This window comes from Pustulibacterium marinum (assembly GCF_900116665.1).
GTDB lineage: Bacteria > Bacteroidota > Bacteroidia > Flavobacteriales > Flavobacteriaceae > Pustulibacterium > Pustulibacterium marinum.
The window spans coordinates 43,877-59,779 of record NZ_FPBK01000010.1; the positions used below are offsets into that span (position 1 = coordinate 43,877).

Below are 15,903 nucleotides of genomic sequence, written 5' to 3' on the forward strand. Positions count from 1 at the left end.
TGATAGAACTATATTTGTTAATAATGCCATGCTTTAACAATGCGTTTTAAACTACTATTTTTATTGCTAGTCATCGGGATAGGATTTCAATCTTGTGTGTCCCGAAAGCAGCTTACTTACTTACAAGAAAGTGAAACTGTAAATGATTCAATTCCTACGATACAGCCAGTGGTGAAACCATATAGAGTACAGGTGAATGATATATTGTCGATTACTTTAAAGGCTGATGATCCAGAGCTTGTAGCAATCTTTAATCAAAGCGATACACAGCAAAATAATACCAATGCATTTGGAGAACAACAATTGTATTTTAATGGATATATTGTAGATGTTCATGGAAATATTAGAATACCTTATTTAAACGATATAAATGTATTGGGCTATACGGTTGAGGAGATAAGAAAAAAAGTTGAGAGTCTTATTTTAGATAAATATTTAACAGAATCAACTCATTTATTTGTTAGTGTAAAACTAGCAGGTTTGTACTTTACTGTCACGGGAGAAGTCGGTTCTCCGGGAAGCCAAGTAATGTATAGGGATAAGGTGAATGTTATAGAAGCTTTAGCAAATGCAGGAGATGTAGCGATAACTGGCGATCGAGAAAATGTTGTGATTGTGAGACAATATCCAGACGGAAAAAAAATTCATCATATTGATATAACACAGAGGAGTGCGATGGAATCACAGTTTTTTTATGTGAGACCAAATGATATGATCATTGTAAATCCATTGCCTCAGAAATCACTAGGTACCGGTACTAATGGTCTTCAGACCTTTACAACAATATTTTCTGTGTTTTCAGTAATAACAAGTACTATTTTGTTGATAAGAACCTTATAGAAAAGAGACATGACGGATCAGGATATAGAAATTCAAAACGATAATAGCGGTTCCTTTTTTGATGTCAAGGGGTTTTTTCTACGCCTTTTACGTTATTGGTATTTAGTCTTTTTTAGTTTGATAATAGCATTTGGTTATGCTTATTATGTAAATCTTAAAACAGAGCGTCTATACAAGCTAGATACCTTGATCTCTATAAAGGAAGAGCAAAATCCACTTTTTACAACAGGGATGAGTTTAACCTTTAATTGGGGAGGAGCTAGTGATAAGGTAGAGACTGTTAGAACTACTTTGAAATCTAGAAAACACAATGAAAAGGTAATATCAATTATTCAAAGCTATATCCACTATATGGAACAGGGAAGGTTTCGATTAGAGGATATTCATAAAAAAGCTCCATTTTTAGCAGAGATTGATGAGAGTGAATCTCAGTTACTTCAAATTCCAATAAAAATAACAATTAAGGGAGATAAAGATTATGAGCTTTCTTATGTCTTGGAAGAAGATCAAAACCCTAAGGGAATTAGATATGCCGATGAAGATGTAAATGAATTAAAAATACCTAGATCATTTAAAAGAGTTTATGAGTTTGGAGAAATAGTTAGGGAGCCTTTTTTTCATGGTAAGATATTAAGAAAAATAGATGCTGGAGTAAGTGAAGAATCAGTTTATTTCTTAAAGTTTACTTCTATAACTGAAGAAGTGAACAAGTTTAAGAACCTTGATGTTGAATTAGAAGTGAAGGGAGCTTCAATGTTACGATTGAAACTAATAGGAGCAAATCGTGATATTTTAGCGGACTTTTTAAATACAACAGTTCAAGTATTAAGTAAGGACCAATTAGATCAGAAAAATTTATTTGCGGCAAATACTCTAGCTTTCATTCAGCAACAATTAGAAGGAGTTTCAGATTCTCTAAAGGTTCATGAGAAATTGTTGAGAGATTTTCGAAGAAAGAATCAGGTTTTTGATTTAGAGAGTAAAGGAGATGAGATCAATGCTCAAATGCAAGAATTAGAAGCAGAGGAAAGATTGATAGCATCCAAAAAATCATATTTAAAACTTTTAAAAGATTATTTAGTAAGCAAAACGGATTATTCTGATTTGCCCGCACCTGGTTCTACAGGAATAGAAGATCCTAATATTCTTTTAAATGTTTCTCAGATTGTTCAGCTTTCGATTGAAAGAGCTGCTAAAAGTGTAAAAGTAAAAGATCCAGTTTTTTATCTACAAATAGATAACCAGATAGAAGCTTTAAAAAATGTGTTGTTAGAAAATATTATATCTGCAAATGCTAAACTTGATATTGATTTAGCATCAGTTAGTTCTAGAATAAACAGGTTACAATTTGAGTTTAACAAATTGCCTTTAGAGGAACAACAATTATATGCTATCAAAAGGCGTTACGATCTAAATCAGGCAAGTTATAATATGTTGTTAGAGAAGCAAAACGAAGCTTTGTTAGTCAAAGCAGCCAATGTTTCTGATGTAAAAGTTATAGATGCAGCCAAAAATCTGAGTCAGGGGGCATTAACCCCAAATAGTTCAAAAAACTATTTGGTAGCACTTGTTGCAGGAATGCTTTTTCCTTTACTTATAATTTTTGTGGTAACGCTGTTAGATTCAAAAATTCATGGGCCACAAGAAGTAGAACGTTTGGCATCTGTTCCAATGCTAGGTATGGTGGGGCACAGTAATTCAAGAACAAATCTTGCTGTTTTCGAGAAAAATAAATCAGCAGTTTCAGAATCTTTTCGAGCGATTCGATCAAGTCTTCAATTCTTTTTCAAGCGAAATCAAGACGGCAACAATGTTCATACAGTAATGGTAACATCTTCAATTAGTGGAGAAGGTAAAACTTTCTTTTCTATTAATTTGGCTTCAGTATTTTCGCTTAGTGGCAAGAAAACTGTTCTAGTAGGATTCGATTTAAGGAAACCTAAAATTTTTGGAGATTTTGATCTTAAGAATGATCAGGGAGTTGTAAATTATCTTATAGGTCAGAAAGAGTTGTCGGAAGTTGTTGAGTATTCGGGATATGAAAATTTAGATATTATTACTTCAGGACCAATTCCTCCTAACCCTTCAGAATTATTGATAGGAGATAGAATGGATGAAATGATTGCAGAACTGAAGGAAAAATATGATGTAATTATCATGGATACTGCTCCGCTAGGTCTAGTTGCTGATGCTTTAGAGCTAACAAAATATGCCGATATTACAGCTTTTATAGTGAGGCAAAACTATACGAAAAAAGAAATGCTTGATCTCATTCAACAGCGAAAGCAAAAAGGAGAGCTTAGGAATGTAGGGGTAGTTTTGAATGATTATTCAAACAAGTCTCGCTATGGATACGGTTATGGCTATGGATACGGCTATGGTTATGGTAATTATGGAAATGGTTACCATGATGAATATAAAAAATCTGGATTTTTTACTAAATTGAAGAAACGATTTAAAAAATCTTAAATATTTTGATTTTTTGAAAAATGACAGTAAAACGTATATTTGATATTGTTTTAAGCATTGTTTTGGTAATATTCTTTTTAGTTCCCTTACTGGTCATTTCTCTAATGGTGTTTCTCACCCAAAAGGAGAAAGTTTTCTTTTTTCAGAGTAGAGTAGGACAATATGAAAAAATATTTACAATTGTAAAGTTTTGTACTTTAAATGACAATAATGAAGTTACATTATTAGGGAAATTTCTCCGTAGTTCAAAATTTGATGAGTTACCACAACTTTTTAACGTGTTAAATGGAGATATGAGTATAGTAGGCCCTAGACCTGATGTGCCCAATTGGATATTTAGTCATCTATCAAAGTCAGAGCGAAAAAAGATTTTTAGTGTAAAGCCTGGTATGACAAGTCCAGCGAGCATTAAATATGTCAATGAAGAAAAATTATTGGAATCTATCAGTGATCCAGATATTTATTATCAAGACATTATTTGGCCAGAAAAAGTAAAAATGAATATTGATTATGCTATGAATGTAAGTTTAAAAACAGATTTGCATATACTTTTAAAAACGTTCAAACTGATTTTTAATTAAATAGAGGTGGAAGAGCAAAAGTGGTTATATGAAATATCTCCTAAAAAAGGACTTTTAGAGTTTAATTTCAAAGAAATTTGGCGCTATAGAGATTTGCTATTTTTGTTTGTGAAAAGGGATATCGTTACAGTTTATAAGCAAACGATATTAGGTCCATTATGGTATTTAATACAACCTTTGTTTACATCAATTATATATACTTTGATTTTCAACAGTGTAGCCGGAATTAAAACCGGAGCTGTACCTGCTTTTCTATTTAATTTGGCAGGAGTTTCTTTATGGAATTATTATAAAGAATGCTTAACAGCCACATCGACAACATTTACTACCAATCAAAATTTATTTAGTAAAGTTTATTTTCCTAGGGTGGTAATGCCTTTATCTACAGTAATTTCAAACCTTTTAAAATATGGGATTCAACTTTTAATTTTCATTGTATTCTATCTTTATTTTGTTTTTGCGGAGGATTATCTGGTAGCTATAAATTCAAATATGATTTATTTTCCTATCCTGATTGTAGAAATGGCTTTGTTAGGACTTGGTTTAGGAATGATTTTATCATCTATGACCACTAAATATAGGGATGTTTCGTTCCTTGTTACATTTGGAGTTCAGCTTCTAATGTATGTTTCTGCTGTAATGTATCCTATTGCAGAGATTTCTAAAAAGGTTCCAGAATATGCTTGGTTGGTAACTTATAATCCTTTAGCATTGATTATTGAATCGTTTAGAAATATGGTTTTTGGAACAACAATAGCTAATTTTGATGGTATTTGGTATTCTTTGGTAATTTCTATAGTGACTTTTCTAGCTGGTCTGGCTATTTTTAATAGAACCGAAAAGAATTTTATCGATACAGTTTAGAAATTTAATGTATAAAGACATTTTTAATGAGTGTTATTTTAAAGGCTGAAAATATTTCAAAACAGTACAGATTAGGTGTAGTCGGTACCGGTACTTTGAGTCACGATCTAAACCGTTGGTGGCACACTGTTCGCGGTAAAGAAGATCCTTATCTTAAAATAGGTGAAAGTAACGATAGAAGTTCCAAAGGAAACAGTGATTATGTTTGGGCTTTGCGTGACATTAATTTTGAAGTACAAAAAGGTGAGGTTTTAGGAATTATAGGTAAGAATGGAGCAGGAAAATCAACCTTACTTAAAATTCTTTCAAGAGTTACTACACCAACCACTGGAAGTATCAAAACTGCTGGCCGTATTGCTTCGTTATTGGAAGTAGGCACGGGCTTTCATCCTGAGTTAACAGGGAGAGAGAATATATACTTAAATGGAACCATACTGGGTATGACCAAGGCTGAAGTAGCATTTAAGTTGGATGAGATTATTGCTTTTAGTGGTTGCGAACGTTATGTAGATACTCCTGTAAAACGATATTCTTCAGGGATGAAAGTACGTTTAGCCTTTGCGGTAGCAGCACACTTAGAACCTGAAATATTAGTTGTGGATGAAGTATTGGCAGTAGGAGATGCTGAGTTTCAAAAGAAAGCTATTGGTAAAATGCAAGACATCTCCAAAGGAGAAGGACGTACCGTATTGTTTGTAAGCCATAATATGGAGTCTATACAGCAATTGTGTACAAGGTGTGTTGTAATGGCAAATGGAGGTTTGCAATATGAAGGAGATGTACAAAGTGCTATAGAGCAATATTTAGATATTTATGGTAGTGGAACACTTGAACTTTCTTTTCCTATCAAGGGAAAAGGTATCTGTTTGAATGACTTCAAGATACTTTCTAAAGAAAACATTTTGTCATCTAGCATAGCAAATTTAGTTTTAGGAAATGCGTATCAGTTTTCTTTACAATTGACTAGCTTAGAGTTTGATAAACTTCTGAATATTCGTTTTCAAATATTTGATAAGCGTAATAGTTTGGTCACTACTCTAAATACATATCACATGAACGCTAATTTTTCAGTACAGCCTGATGTGAAGATGACTGTTCTGTGTGAGATAGAAAAACTTTCCATAGCTCCTGGAGATTATGTCTTAGGTATAGAAATATTAGATTTACATGATAAAAAAGTTTTATATAGTAATGAGACTTTTTATCCCTTCTCTGTTGTAAATGGAGATTTTTATGGATTTGGTAAATTGCCGTCAGCTAAAAATATGGGGGCTTTTTCTATGGATTTTAATTGGAAGGTTATATCATGATTTCACACGAGCATAAATGTATTTTTATACATATTCCCAAGTGTGCGGGAAGTAGTATTTTTAACTATTTTATAGATAGAAAAACTCATGATGTTTCATGGAAAAAGCCAAATTATGAAGTTTTATATGGGTGGTGTCCTAAGCGTAAAATTCATTTACAGCATGCAACTGCAAAGCAATTGATAGAGACAGAGTTGATATCTGAAGCACATTGGAAGGAGTATTTTAAATTTACGTTTGTAAGAAACCCATGGGATAGAGCTTATTCTGATTATTTGTGGATTCAGAAAGATACAGGAGCAAAAGGTAGTTTTAAAGACTTTATATTAAAGCAAAAGGGTTTTAAAAAAGTGCTAATGGATAATTCTGAGATGTCTTACAGAGGAGATCATACAATTTTACAAACTGATTTTTTTGATAACGAAGGTCTGTGTCAAATGGATTTTGTGGGAAGGTTTGAGAATTTGCAAACTGATTTTTCAAGAGTAATTAATGAACTTGATCTGGAAGCTTCATTTTCTCAACATGAAAAACGAAATGTACAGCGAAAAATGCATTATTCGGAATTTTATACAGGTTCTAAAAAGAGGCTTGTAGAAGAGGCGTATAAAGAAGATATAACATTGTTAGGGTATCATTTTAAAGATAGAAAAAAGGGAATTCAAAAAATTAAAAAAATTCTGTGAGTAAGGTATATGTCATAATTGTAACATACAATGGAATGACGAATGATTGGATAGCTAAATCTTTAGATAGTATTAGAAATTCAAATCACCCGTTGCAAACTGTTGTGGTTGATAATTCATCAACAGATGAAACCGTAAGTTTTATTGAAAAGGAATATTCAGAAGTTATAGTTTTCCCACAGGATAAAAACTTAGGATTTGGTCAGGCTAATAATGTTGGAATGCGCTATGCATTGAGTAAAGAAGCGGATTATGTGTTTTTATTGAATCAGGATGCGTACTTAGAACCTGAAACTATTTCATTACTTGTAGAAGCACACTATAACCATCCTGAATATGGAATCCTAAGTCCAATACATTTGAATGGGACCGGAGAAAAGCTAGACAGAAATTTCTCAGAATATGTTTCATACGACAAAAATAATTACTTTTATTCTGATGCAATTTTGAAACAACTTTCAGGAGTTTATAAAGTTCCATTTGTTAATGCCGCAGCTTGGTTAATTCCGAGGAGTACTTTGGAAGTTATTGGAGGGTTTGATCCTATTTTCTTTCATTATGGAGAGGACAATAATTATTGTCAACGCGCACTATATCATAATTTGGAAATTGGTGTATTATCTAACTCTTATGTTTATCATGATAGAAAACGAACTGAACCAGATGAAGAATTAAAAAAAGATTTGATTTCTCTAAATAGATTAGAAGTGAGATATAAATCTCAGTATGCTAATATAAATTCTGAAATAGCATTTCATAAATTTGAAGTAAAGTTAAAATTTAGGAAAAAATCATTTTTGAAAAAAAGATTATTATTATTCTCTAAAAATAGATGGTATTGGAAAAAGGAGTTAGAGATGTTGAAACGAATTTCCCTTGAAATGGATCGAAGTAGAAAAATTAATTCCACTAAAGGAAGTCATTATCTTTACTAAACTTGAAAGTGAACCAGATTACCATAATAATCCCTGTGTATAACCGTGAGCAAATTATTTTAGATACGCTCCAAAGTATTTCAGCTCAAACATACTCAAATTGGGAATGTATTATTGTAGATGATGGTAGTACAGATAAAACCCTTGAAGTATTATTGCAATATCAACAAAAGGATGCAAGATTTAGAATTTTAAAAAGGCCTAGTGTTTATACAAAAGGAGCAAATGCCTGTAGAAATTATGGATTTGAGGTAGCAAAAGGTAACTTTGTGAATTGGTTTGATAGTGATGACATTATGGAACCAACTTTTCTAGAGGAAAAAGTGAACCAATTTACAAGTCCAGTAAATGCTGTTGTTCACAGAAATAGATATTCTAATTACGAATTAACGAAGTTTAGAGAGAGTAAATTTAATTTCTCAGGAGATTTATTCTATAATTATGCTTTAGAATCAATTGAGATTCAAACTTGTGGTTTTATGTGGAGAAAATCTTATTTAAAAGATTTTAAGTTGTTTGATGAAAATATTCAAAGATATCAAGATAATGAATTTCATATTCGAATGCTTGCAGAGAGTAGTTTGAACCTGATTGTATTAGATAAAGTTCTTGCAACTGTTAGAAGCGGAGATGGCCATAAGAGTCAAATAAGTGCTAAAGTGAATCTATCTAAAGACAAATTGTTTGATGTATTTTATTATAGATATCAATGTTTGTTTTTAGCTATTAGTAAGCGAATGAAATTAGATGATAATTTTTTTAGAACTATTTCTAAAAAAGCATTGTGGTCATTTTATGCAGCCTTACAATTTGAAAAGGATTTGAAACAGAGAAAAGTAGATTTTAATAGGTTTAAGGAAACGATATCTTTTGTTTTTAAACATGGTAAATTATCTTTAATTGATGTGATAAAATCTAAAGTGTACATCTTTAAGATTTTATTCATTAAGTAATTTTGGAATCAAACTAATTAATGAAAATCCTTACCGTAGCTATACCAAATCATCATTTCTTTAAATGGATTGAACATTTAGAGCACTCTGGGCATGAAGTGTTTTGGTTTGATATTACAGATGGAGGTGGAGTTGCAACTAGAATACAATGGGTGAAGCAGTTTAAAGGCTGGAAATTAAAATATGATTATCCGTTTAGAACACGTATAAAGCGTACCTTTCCAAAACTATATAAAAGTATAGCAAAGCTAAATGAAAATAGCGTTTCTAGTCAGTTTTCAAAAGTTGTACAACGTATTCATCCCGATGTAATTCATTGTTTTGAAATGCAACTATCTGGACTACCTATTTTAGAGGTATTGCAACAGTATAAAAATATACCATTAATCTATTCTTCTTGGGGTAGTGATATCTATGATTATAAGCGTTTAGGTGTTACAGATCATCAATTTTCTACTTTTTCAGCTAGGGTAGACTATTTAATTACCGATTGTAAAAGAGATTATAAATTAGCAGCATCAAAAGGGTTTTCGGGAGTTTTTCTAGGTGTTTTTCCAGGTAACGGCGGTATTTGTATAAACTCAGATGATATAGAGCCAATTGGTGTTAGAAAAACCATTATGATAAAGGGTTATGATGATGGTGTAGGTAAAGCAATACAAGTGTTGCAAGCCATTGAGTTGTTGCCAGAGGCAACTATAAAACAGTTTGATTTTATTATTTACAGTGCAGATAACATTGTTATTAAGTATATTGAAAACTCAAATTTTTTCAACGTAGAGAACACCAAAGTATTGTCTAGATATAGTTTTGTGAAAAATGAATTGTTATTAGCTTATATGGGGCAATCTCTTATACATATAGGTAATAGCATTTCAGATGGAATGCCAAATGCTTTGCTAGAAGCTATGGGTATGGGGGCTTTCCCTATACAATCTAATCCTGGGAATGTTACAGAAGAAGTTATTGAAGATGGAAAGAATGGGTTTTTAATTCAAAACCCTTTGGATGTAAAAGAAATAGCCGAACTCATTATGGAGAGTTTGTCTAATTCATCACTCCTAAAAAAAGCTATGAATTATAATACTGCATTTATAGCAGAAAATTATAATAGAGAAACGTTACAACCTAAAATAGCATCATTATATCAAAATTTAATTAGTACTAATGAAAATTAGTTTTCTTATAGTTACAAGAAATCGAGTAGATGATTTAAGGCTTACATTAGTCAAGCTAAAAGCAATTATGAACATAGAAGTTCATGAAGTTTTAGTATTTATTGATGGTTGTGAAGAAACTCAGCACATTAAAGTAGACTATTCTTGGGTACGTTGGTTTGAAAGTTCCAAGAGTATAAGTGCTTCTCCAGCCAGAAATAATTTATATCAACATGCTAAAGGTGATATTTTTATTGGTTTAGATGATGATGCACACCCTATTTCTCAGAATTTTATTGAAGAAGTTCAGCAGCTATTTGTTCAGTATAAAAATTTAGGTATTATAGCTTTTCAAGAAGTAAGAGGGCTTTTTAAAAGTGATGATGATGCCTTACATAATGCTAAGAAGAGAACAGGTTATTTTACAAACGATTTTGTAGGTTGTGGTTTCGCTATTAAAAAGACGGTTTATCAAGAAACGAATGGTTTCCCGTTGTGGGTAGATATTTATGGAGAAGAACCTTCTTTGTCTTTAGAAGTGTTAGATGCAGGGTATGATATATTTTATAGCTATGCTATTATTGTAAATCATCGTGTAGATGTAGTAAAAAGAAAATTACAAAAGAAAAACTATTTTCGCTTTGAGCATCAATTAGCAAATGAGATAAAAATCTATGCTATTTATTATCCAAACCCAACAAAGAAAATTGCGAAGCTGCTGTTTCATAATTTTAGAAAATATGCTTTGTCAGACATAACATATTTTAAAATTTATGTATCAGTACTATTTTCAACCTTGATGAATATTGGCGTAATTCTAAAAAATAGAAAGCCTGTTAAAAAAGAGATCATTAAAAAAAGAACAGAATTACAAGCGATTAAATATACTTAGATGCTGTTTAATTCTATAGATTTTGCTATTTTTTTGCCTGTAGTTTTTATCTTCTATTGGTTCATTACCCAAAGAAATTTAAAACTTCAGAATTTTTTATTGGTACTTGCTAGTTATATCTTTTACGGTTGGTGGGATTGGCGTTTTCTGTTGTTAATTGTATTTAGTTCTTTAGTAGATTTTTCAATAGGCATTCAATTAGGGAAGCAACAAAATGAGCGTGTACGTAAGCAATTGTTATGGGTGAGCATATTAGTGAATTTAGGTTTCTTAGGCTTTTTTAAGTATTATAATTTTTTCTTAGAAAATTTTCAAACAGCTTTTTCATTTTTCGGTCATTCAATTCAAACGAGTAGTTTACAGATTATATTGCCGGTAGGGATTAGCTTTTACACATTTCAAACACTTAGTTATAGTATAGATGTGTATAAAAAACAATTAGAGCCTACTAAAGACTTGGTTGCTTTTTTAGCTTTTGTTAGCTTTTTTCCACAACTAGTTGCCGGTCCTATAGAGCGCGCAACACATTTATTACCTCAGTTTTATAGAAACCGTAGTTTTGATTATGCTAAAGCTGTCGATGGAACAAAACAAATGCTATGGGGCTTTTTTAAGAAAATAGTAATAGCAGATAATTGTGCCGAATTCGCAAATCAAATTTTTAATAATAGTGCAGAGTATAATGGAAGTACGTTGCTAATAGGAGCCTTGTTCTTTACATTTCAAATTTATGGCGATTTTTCAGGATATTCAGATATAGCCATTGGTACGGCAAGGTTGTTTGGGTTTGATTTAAAACAGAACTTTGCATTTCCTTATTTTTCAAGAGATATTGCTGAGTTTTGGAGGCGTTGGCATATTAGTCTTTCCACATGGTTTAGAGATTATGTGTATATACCTCTTGGCGGTAGCCGTGGCGGATTGTTGAAAAAAGTGCGCAATACATTTATTATATTTATAGTGAGTGGTTTTTGGCATGGAGCTAACTGGACTTTTATTTTCTGGGGATTTCTTAATGCGCTGTATTTTTTACCACTTTTAGTAATGAAAAAAAATAGGAATCATCTCAATAGCATAGCAGAAGACTCCTTTTTACCAACATTTAGAGAATTCATAGCTATGTTCTTAACTTTTTTGTTAACTGTTTTTGCTTGGATTTTCTTTAGAGCAGAAAATCTGCAACATGCATTTAGTTATGTAGCAGGAATAATAAATAAGAGTTTATTCACTTTACCAACAGTAAGGCCAAGTTATCTTTTTTTGTTATTGATGTTTTTTATAGGAGTAGAATGGCTTGGTAAAAAACAACAGTTTGCAATACAGAAATTGTTTGCTAAAAAGCCAAAAGCATTAAGATGGAGTTTTTATATATTTCTTATCATTTTAGTGTTTTTATATAGTAGTCAAACCGAACAGGAGTTTATTTATTTTCAATTTTAGATGAAACACTATTTAAAACAAATTGTTGTATTTTCTCTATTATTTTTTTTAATAGACAAGTGTTTCTATTTTCAACTTTCACATAAAGCAGATCAAGAGTTTGATAAAAGATTAGAATATGTTTTGAATGGCATTATGTCCAAAGAGTTACTTGTGCTAGGATCTTCCAGAGGAGTACACGATGTTTCTGCTAGAATGATTGATAGTGCAACAAGTTTTTCAGCATATAATTTATCTTATAGAGGATCAAATGTAACATTTCAAGAGTTTGTGCTAAGTACGTATTTAAAGTACAACAAAGCTCCTAAAATAGTGTTGCTAGTGGTTGATGATGATGCCGAGTTTAAAGAAGTTTCTAGTTTACAGTTTAGATATGATAGGTTGTACCCTCTTCAAAATTATAATTACATCAATAATGAGTTGGTAAACAAAGGCAAGGAGTCAGTACTTTCAAGAATCTTTTATTTAGCGAGATTGAGACATACTGATATTTTTGCAAAAAAAAATGAACCCAATGAATTTGAAGAGTTGAATGAACTTGGAGATAATTTATTAAGTGTAAAGAATAATCCAAACCTTGAATTTAAAGCAGATATTGTAGCTTATGACAGGTCTGATGAAGTAAAAAGTAAATTAGAGAGTTTTTATAAAATTCAAGAACTTTGTAAGGATAACGGTATAAAGCTTTGTTATATCTTTCCTCCAAATTTCAAAACCTTCAATAATCAGTTTTGCAAACGAATTGAAGAAATTGTAGAGGAAAATGCCATTGTGAAATATAATACAAATGATGAGTTTTATCTTAATAAAGAAAATTTTCGAGACGAATCTCATTTAAATAAAAAAGGGGCTGAGCATTTTACAAATGAGATCATCTCCTTTTTAAATAAATCAAAATAAATGAAAAAAATAGCCGTAATCCCCATACGTAAAGGATCTAAGGGAATTCCAAATAAGAATAAAAAGAAAATGGTAGGGCGTCCACTGTTTACCTGGGCGTTAAAAGAAGCCGTTTTTTCTAATTTAGATGAAGTGTATGTGTTTACAGATGATGCACAGGTGATTGCGTTTGTAGAACGTGAATATTACTGGACACCAAAAGTAAAAGCGTTACTCAGAAATGACAAAAATGCCAATGATACAGCTTCCACAGAGGCTGCGATGTTAGAATTTGCTGAAAAAATACAGTACGATTTTGATGTGTTAACCTTATTGCAGGCTACTTCTCCATTCACCTTGGCGGAAGATATTGATACCTGCTTGCAAAAAATCACAACAGAGAACTATGATAGTGCTTTAACGGTGGTGAATACCCATAGGTTTACCTGGAAAAGTTCAGGTGAAGCTATTAATTATAATGTGTTTCAGAGACCTAGACGACAAGATTTTGAAGGATTGTTAATTGAGAACGGGGCTGTATATTGCACCACAAAAGCAGCTTTTGAAACTTCAAAAAATAGAATCAGTGGTAAAATTGCTACGGTAACCATGGCTGAAGAATCACTTACTGAAATTGATTCCTTATCAGATTGGACCATTGTGGAGCAATTGTTGGCGCAACGTTTAAAATCGAATAGAAGACCAGAAAAAATCACTCACTTGGTGTTAGATGTAGATGGTGTTTTTACCAACGGAAGCATCAGTTATACAGCGGAAGGCGAGCACACCAAAACGTTTGATATGCGCGATGGTATGGGCTTAGAAATTTTAAGAGAAGACAACATCAAAGTCATGGTGATGACTTCTGAAAATTCGCCTTTAGTAGCCGCACGTATGGAGAAATTAAAGATTGAAAATGTGTATTTAGGGATTAAAGATAAATATGCATTGATAGCGCACATAGTTAAAGAAGAAGGTTTGGCCTTGTCTCAGCTAGCTTATATGGGAGACGATGTAAACGATTTGGCAAATTTATGTAGTGTGGGCTGGGCATTAGTACCCAACAATGCAACAGAACGTGTGAAACCATATGCCGATATCTTATTAAATGCCGATTCTGCTAACGGAGCAATTCGCGAGGCTTGTGAATGGATTATAAAATATAATGCTCGTTTTTAGAGATATTTAAGAGTGTGAATATTATATATTGACTGTTATTTTGGAGTAGTCAATAATTTAGTTTTTCTTGTAATATATAGGGGTAACATTTGGTTTACTCCGTAATGTATTTCCGGTTGAAGTCTATATAGTCTTCGATAATACCGCTTTAGACTTGTTTGCTAGAGCTAAGTACTCTATTTTTAAAGAAAAAAACATGTCGATACACTACCGAGTTCATGCCCGACCCAATCCTCAAAACAGAACAGCACCTGCTAAATATTATGCTACTTCGGTAGTCAACGGAACTACTGACTTGGATGCTTTAGCGGATACAATTTCCCAGCAATGCTCTGTAACACCTAGTGATTGTTATGCAGTTTTGATAGCTTTAGAAACTAATATGATGCAAGAGTTACGGGAAGGAAAAAGTGTAAAACTGGGCCGTATAGGTAGTTTTCGGGTGAGTGTGATTTCGGAAGGGAAAGATACAGCAGCTGCTGTAACGCCAGCTGCTATGAAACAACGAAAAATTATTTTTAAACCAGCTCAGGCCATGCAGCAAATGTTGCAAAAGTTGTCTTTTAAGAAAATAAAGTAAAGCGCTTCAATAGGACTATTTAGGATATTGATGTCGATTTTTGGGAAGAATAGCTTTAATACTACGGACAAAGCTCTTAAAACTCTTGAGAAACAAATTCAAACTGTAGTGCGTTTGTATATAAACAGACAACAGTTTGAACTAAAACAGCCGTCAGTTTTTACTAAAACTGACGGCTGTTTTATTAAGTATTCTTAGGAAGAATTATTTTCTATATTTTAGTTTGTCTCTTTGAACTTGTTCAATCGCTAAAATATCTTTTTGCTTGTAATCTAATGCTTGATGAACCGCTTTTAAGTCTCTACATAATTTGCGTAAGCCCATAGGTTCTAAAGAAGCAGCGTGATCGGTACCTTTCCAGGTTCTGTCAATGGTATAGTGACGTTCAATAATGTTAGCTCCTAAAGTAAAAGCAGCCACATCTACAGCAATTCCTAAATGGTGACCAGAGAAACCAATATGTTTCACTTTGTCGGTATATTTGTCAATCAATAATTTGATGTCTAACAAACATACATCTTCAAAAGGAACAGGATATCCTGATGTACAATTGTACACTACTAAATCTTGATTTCTACCCTTTTCGATAAAGAAATTGATTAAGGTTTCAATTTCATCTTTAGAAGTCATTCCGGTAGAAATATGAATTTCTCCTTTATAGTTATCACACAACCATCCCAACATTTCAAAGTTGTTGTTACAGGCCGAAGGGATTTTAATGAATTCAGGGTTTAGTGAAGCAATCTCTTTAGCAGAAGTAGTATCCCAAACCGAAGTAGAATATACAATTCCTATTTCTTCACAAAAATCTTTTAATTTTTGGTGTTGTGCAACATCAAACTCTAAAAACTCTCTATGAGCACCATAAGTGTCACCATAAGAATTCACTGGGTTAGGGTGCGGAGCATTGTACTGCTCTTCAGTTAACAATTCTTTGTTGTTTCTTTTCTGAAATTTAACAGCATCAGCATTACAAAAGATTTTAGCAACTTTAATCAGCTCTTTTGCAATCTCCATATCTCCTTTGTGGTTACAACCAATTTCTGCAATAACAAAGGGCTTCTTATAAATAGTACTCATTTTTTCAAAATTATATCGCAGCCAAATATAGGTATATACATATTAATGAACAATTACA

The 15,903-nt window shown here is 32.2% G+C and carries 15 protein-coding genes; 14 read left to right on the forward strand and 1 reads right to left on the reverse strand.

Annotated features, from left to right (window positions below; genetic code table 11):
* The first annotated feature begins 39 nt into the window (after positions 1 to 39).
* The 14 genes from BM383_RS12810 to BM383_RS12875 all read left to right on the forward strand — a co-directional run bounded on the left by BM383_RS12810 (position 40) and on the right by BM383_RS12875 (position 14,765).
* Positions 40 to 840: a polysaccharide biosynthesis/export family protein gene (locus tag BM383_RS12810; RefSeq protein WP_093025547.1), complete on the forward strand. Its 801-nt coding sequence runs from the start codon at positions 40 to 42 to the stop codon at positions 838 to 840.
* A gap of 9 nt (positions 841 to 849) precedes the next feature.
* Entirely contained in the window at positions 850 to 3,309 is a 2,460-nt protein-coding gene (locus BM383_RS12815; protein ID WP_093025548.1) for a polysaccharide biosynthesis tyrosine autokinase, read from the forward strand.
* Positions 3,310 to 3,329: 20 nt separating this feature from the next.
* Positions 3,330 to 3,890 carry a sugar transferase gene (locus tag BM383_RS12820; RefSeq protein WP_093025549.1) on the forward strand — a complete coding sequence of 187 codons (561 nt, stop codon included), beginning with the start codon at positions 3,330 to 3,332 and terminating at the stop codon, positions 3,888 to 3,890.
* The gene (locus BM383_RS12825; protein WP_093025550.1) at positions 3,891 to 4,754 is read left to right on the forward strand and encodes an ABC transporter permease; all 864 of its coding nucleotides are present in this window, start codon (positions 3,891 to 3,893) and stop codon (positions 4,752 to 4,754) included.
* A 26-nt stretch (positions 4,755 to 4,780) separates the two neighbouring features.
* Positions 4,781 to 6,064, forward strand: a complete 1,284-nt coding sequence (locus BM383_RS12830; RefSeq protein WP_093025551.1) for an ABC transporter ATP-binding protein — start codon at positions 4,781 to 4,783, stop codon at positions 6,062 to 6,064.
* A complete protein-coding gene (locus BM383_RS12835; RefSeq protein ID WP_093025552.1) occupies positions 6,061 to 6,750 on the forward strand; it encodes a sulfotransferase family 2 domain-containing protein in 690 nt (229 codons plus the stop codon). Before BM383_RS12830 ends, BM383_RS12835 begins: the two co-directional genes overlap by 4 nt.
* Complete coding sequence (locus BM383_RS12840) at positions 6,747 to 7,685, forward strand: glycosyltransferase family 2 protein (protein WP_245766585.1); 939 nt, start codon at positions 6,747 to 6,749, stop codon at positions 7,683 to 7,685. The genes BM383_RS12835 and BM383_RS12840 overlap by 4 nt, the downstream gene beginning before the upstream one ends.
* Positions 7,686 to 7,693: 8 nt before the next feature.
* Positions 7,694 to 8,638, forward strand: a complete 945-nt coding sequence (locus BM383_RS12845) for a glycosyltransferase family 2 protein (RefSeq protein ID WP_177229122.1) — start codon at positions 7,694 to 7,696, stop codon at positions 8,636 to 8,638.
* A gap of 20 nt (positions 8,639 to 8,658) precedes the next feature.
* Positions 8,659 to 9,816 (forward strand): glycosyltransferase, encoded by a 1,158-nt coding sequence (locus BM383_RS12850; RefSeq protein WP_093025555.1) that lies wholly within the window; start codon positions 8,659 to 8,661, stop codon positions 9,814 to 9,816.
* A complete protein-coding gene (locus BM383_RS12855) occupies positions 9,806 to 10,687 on the forward strand; it encodes a glycosyltransferase family 2 protein (RefSeq protein WP_093025556.1) in 882 nt (293 codons plus the stop codon). The genes BM383_RS12850 and BM383_RS12855 overlap by 11 nt, the downstream gene beginning before the upstream one ends.
* On the forward strand, positions 10,688 to 12,127 hold the full coding sequence (locus BM383_RS12860) for an MBOAT family O-acyltransferase (protein ID WP_093025557.1): 1,440 nt from the start codon (positions 10,688 to 10,690) through the stop codon (positions 12,125 to 12,127).
* A complete protein-coding gene (locus tag BM383_RS12865) occupies positions 12,128 to 13,027 on the forward strand; it encodes a hypothetical protein (RefSeq protein ID WP_093025558.1) in 900 nt (299 codons plus the stop codon).
* Complete coding sequence (locus BM383_RS12870) at positions 13,028 to 14,185, forward strand: acylneuraminate cytidylyltransferase (RefSeq protein ID WP_093025559.1); 1,158 nt, start codon at positions 13,028 to 13,030, stop codon at positions 14,183 to 14,185. It abuts the gene before it with no gap.
* Between the two features lie 196 nt (positions 14,186 to 14,381).
* On the forward strand, positions 14,382 to 14,765 hold the full coding sequence (locus BM383_RS12875; RefSeq protein ID WP_093025560.1) for an HU family DNA-binding protein: 384 nt from the start codon (positions 14,382 to 14,384) through the stop codon (positions 14,763 to 14,765).
* Positions 14,766 to 14,969: 204 nt separating this feature from the next.
* Here BM383_RS12875 and BM383_RS12880 read toward each other — a convergent pair whose 3' ends face one another.
* Positions 14,970 to 15,845 carry an N-acetylneuraminate synthase family protein gene (locus BM383_RS12880; protein WP_093025561.1) on the reverse strand — a complete coding sequence of 292 codons (876 nt, stop codon included), beginning with the start codon at positions 15,843 to 15,845 and terminating at the stop codon, positions 14,970 to 14,972.
* Positions 15,846 to 15,903: the final 58 nt, after the last annotated feature.

Excerpts from the sequence above, each read along its gene's own strand:
- BM383_RS12810 (WP_093025547.1), top strand. The coding sequence starts at position 40 with ATGCGTTTTAAACTACTATTTTTATTGCTAGTCATCGGGATAGGATTT.
- BM383_RS12815 (WP_093025548.1), top strand. The coding sequence starts at position 850 with ATGACGGATCAGGATATAGAAATTCAAAACGATAATAGCGGTTCCTTT.
- BM383_RS12820 (WP_093025549.1), top strand. The coding sequence starts at position 3,330 with ATGACAGTAAAACGTATATTTGATATTGTTTTAAGCATTGTTTTGGTA.
- BM383_RS12830 (WP_093025551.1), top strand. The coding sequence starts at position 4,781 with ATGAGTGTTATTTTAAAGGCTGAAAATATTTCAAAACAGTACAGATTA.
- BM383_RS12835 (WP_093025552.1), top strand. The coding sequence starts at position 6,061 with ATGATTTCACACGAGCATAAATGTATTTTTATACATATTCCCAAGTGT.
- BM383_RS12850 (WP_093025555.1), top strand. The coding sequence starts at position 8,659 with ATGAAAATCCTTACCGTAGCTATACCAAATCATCATTTCTTTAAATGG.
- BM383_RS12855 (WP_093025556.1), top strand. The coding sequence starts at position 9,806 with ATGAAAATTAGTTTTCTTATAGTTACAAGAAATCGAGTAGATGATTTA.
- BM383_RS12860 (WP_093025557.1), top strand. The coding sequence starts at position 10,688 with ATGCTGTTTAATTCTATAGATTTTGCTATTTTTTTGCCTGTAGTTTTT.
- BM383_RS12865 (WP_093025558.1), top strand. The coding sequence starts at position 12,128 with ATGAAACACTATTTAAAACAAATTGTTGTATTTTCTCTATTATTTTTT.
- BM383_RS12870 (WP_093025559.1), top strand. The coding sequence starts at position 13,028 with ATGAAAAAAATAGCCGTAATCCCCATACGTAAAGGATCTAAGGGAATT.
- BM383_RS12875 (WP_093025560.1), top strand. The coding sequence starts at position 14,382 with ATGTCGATACACTACCGAGTTCATGCCCGACCCAATCCTCAAAACAGA.
- BM383_RS12880 (WP_093025561.1), bottom strand. The coding sequence starts at position 15,845 with ATGAGTACTATTTATAAGAAGCCCTTTGTTATTGCAGAAATTGGTTGT.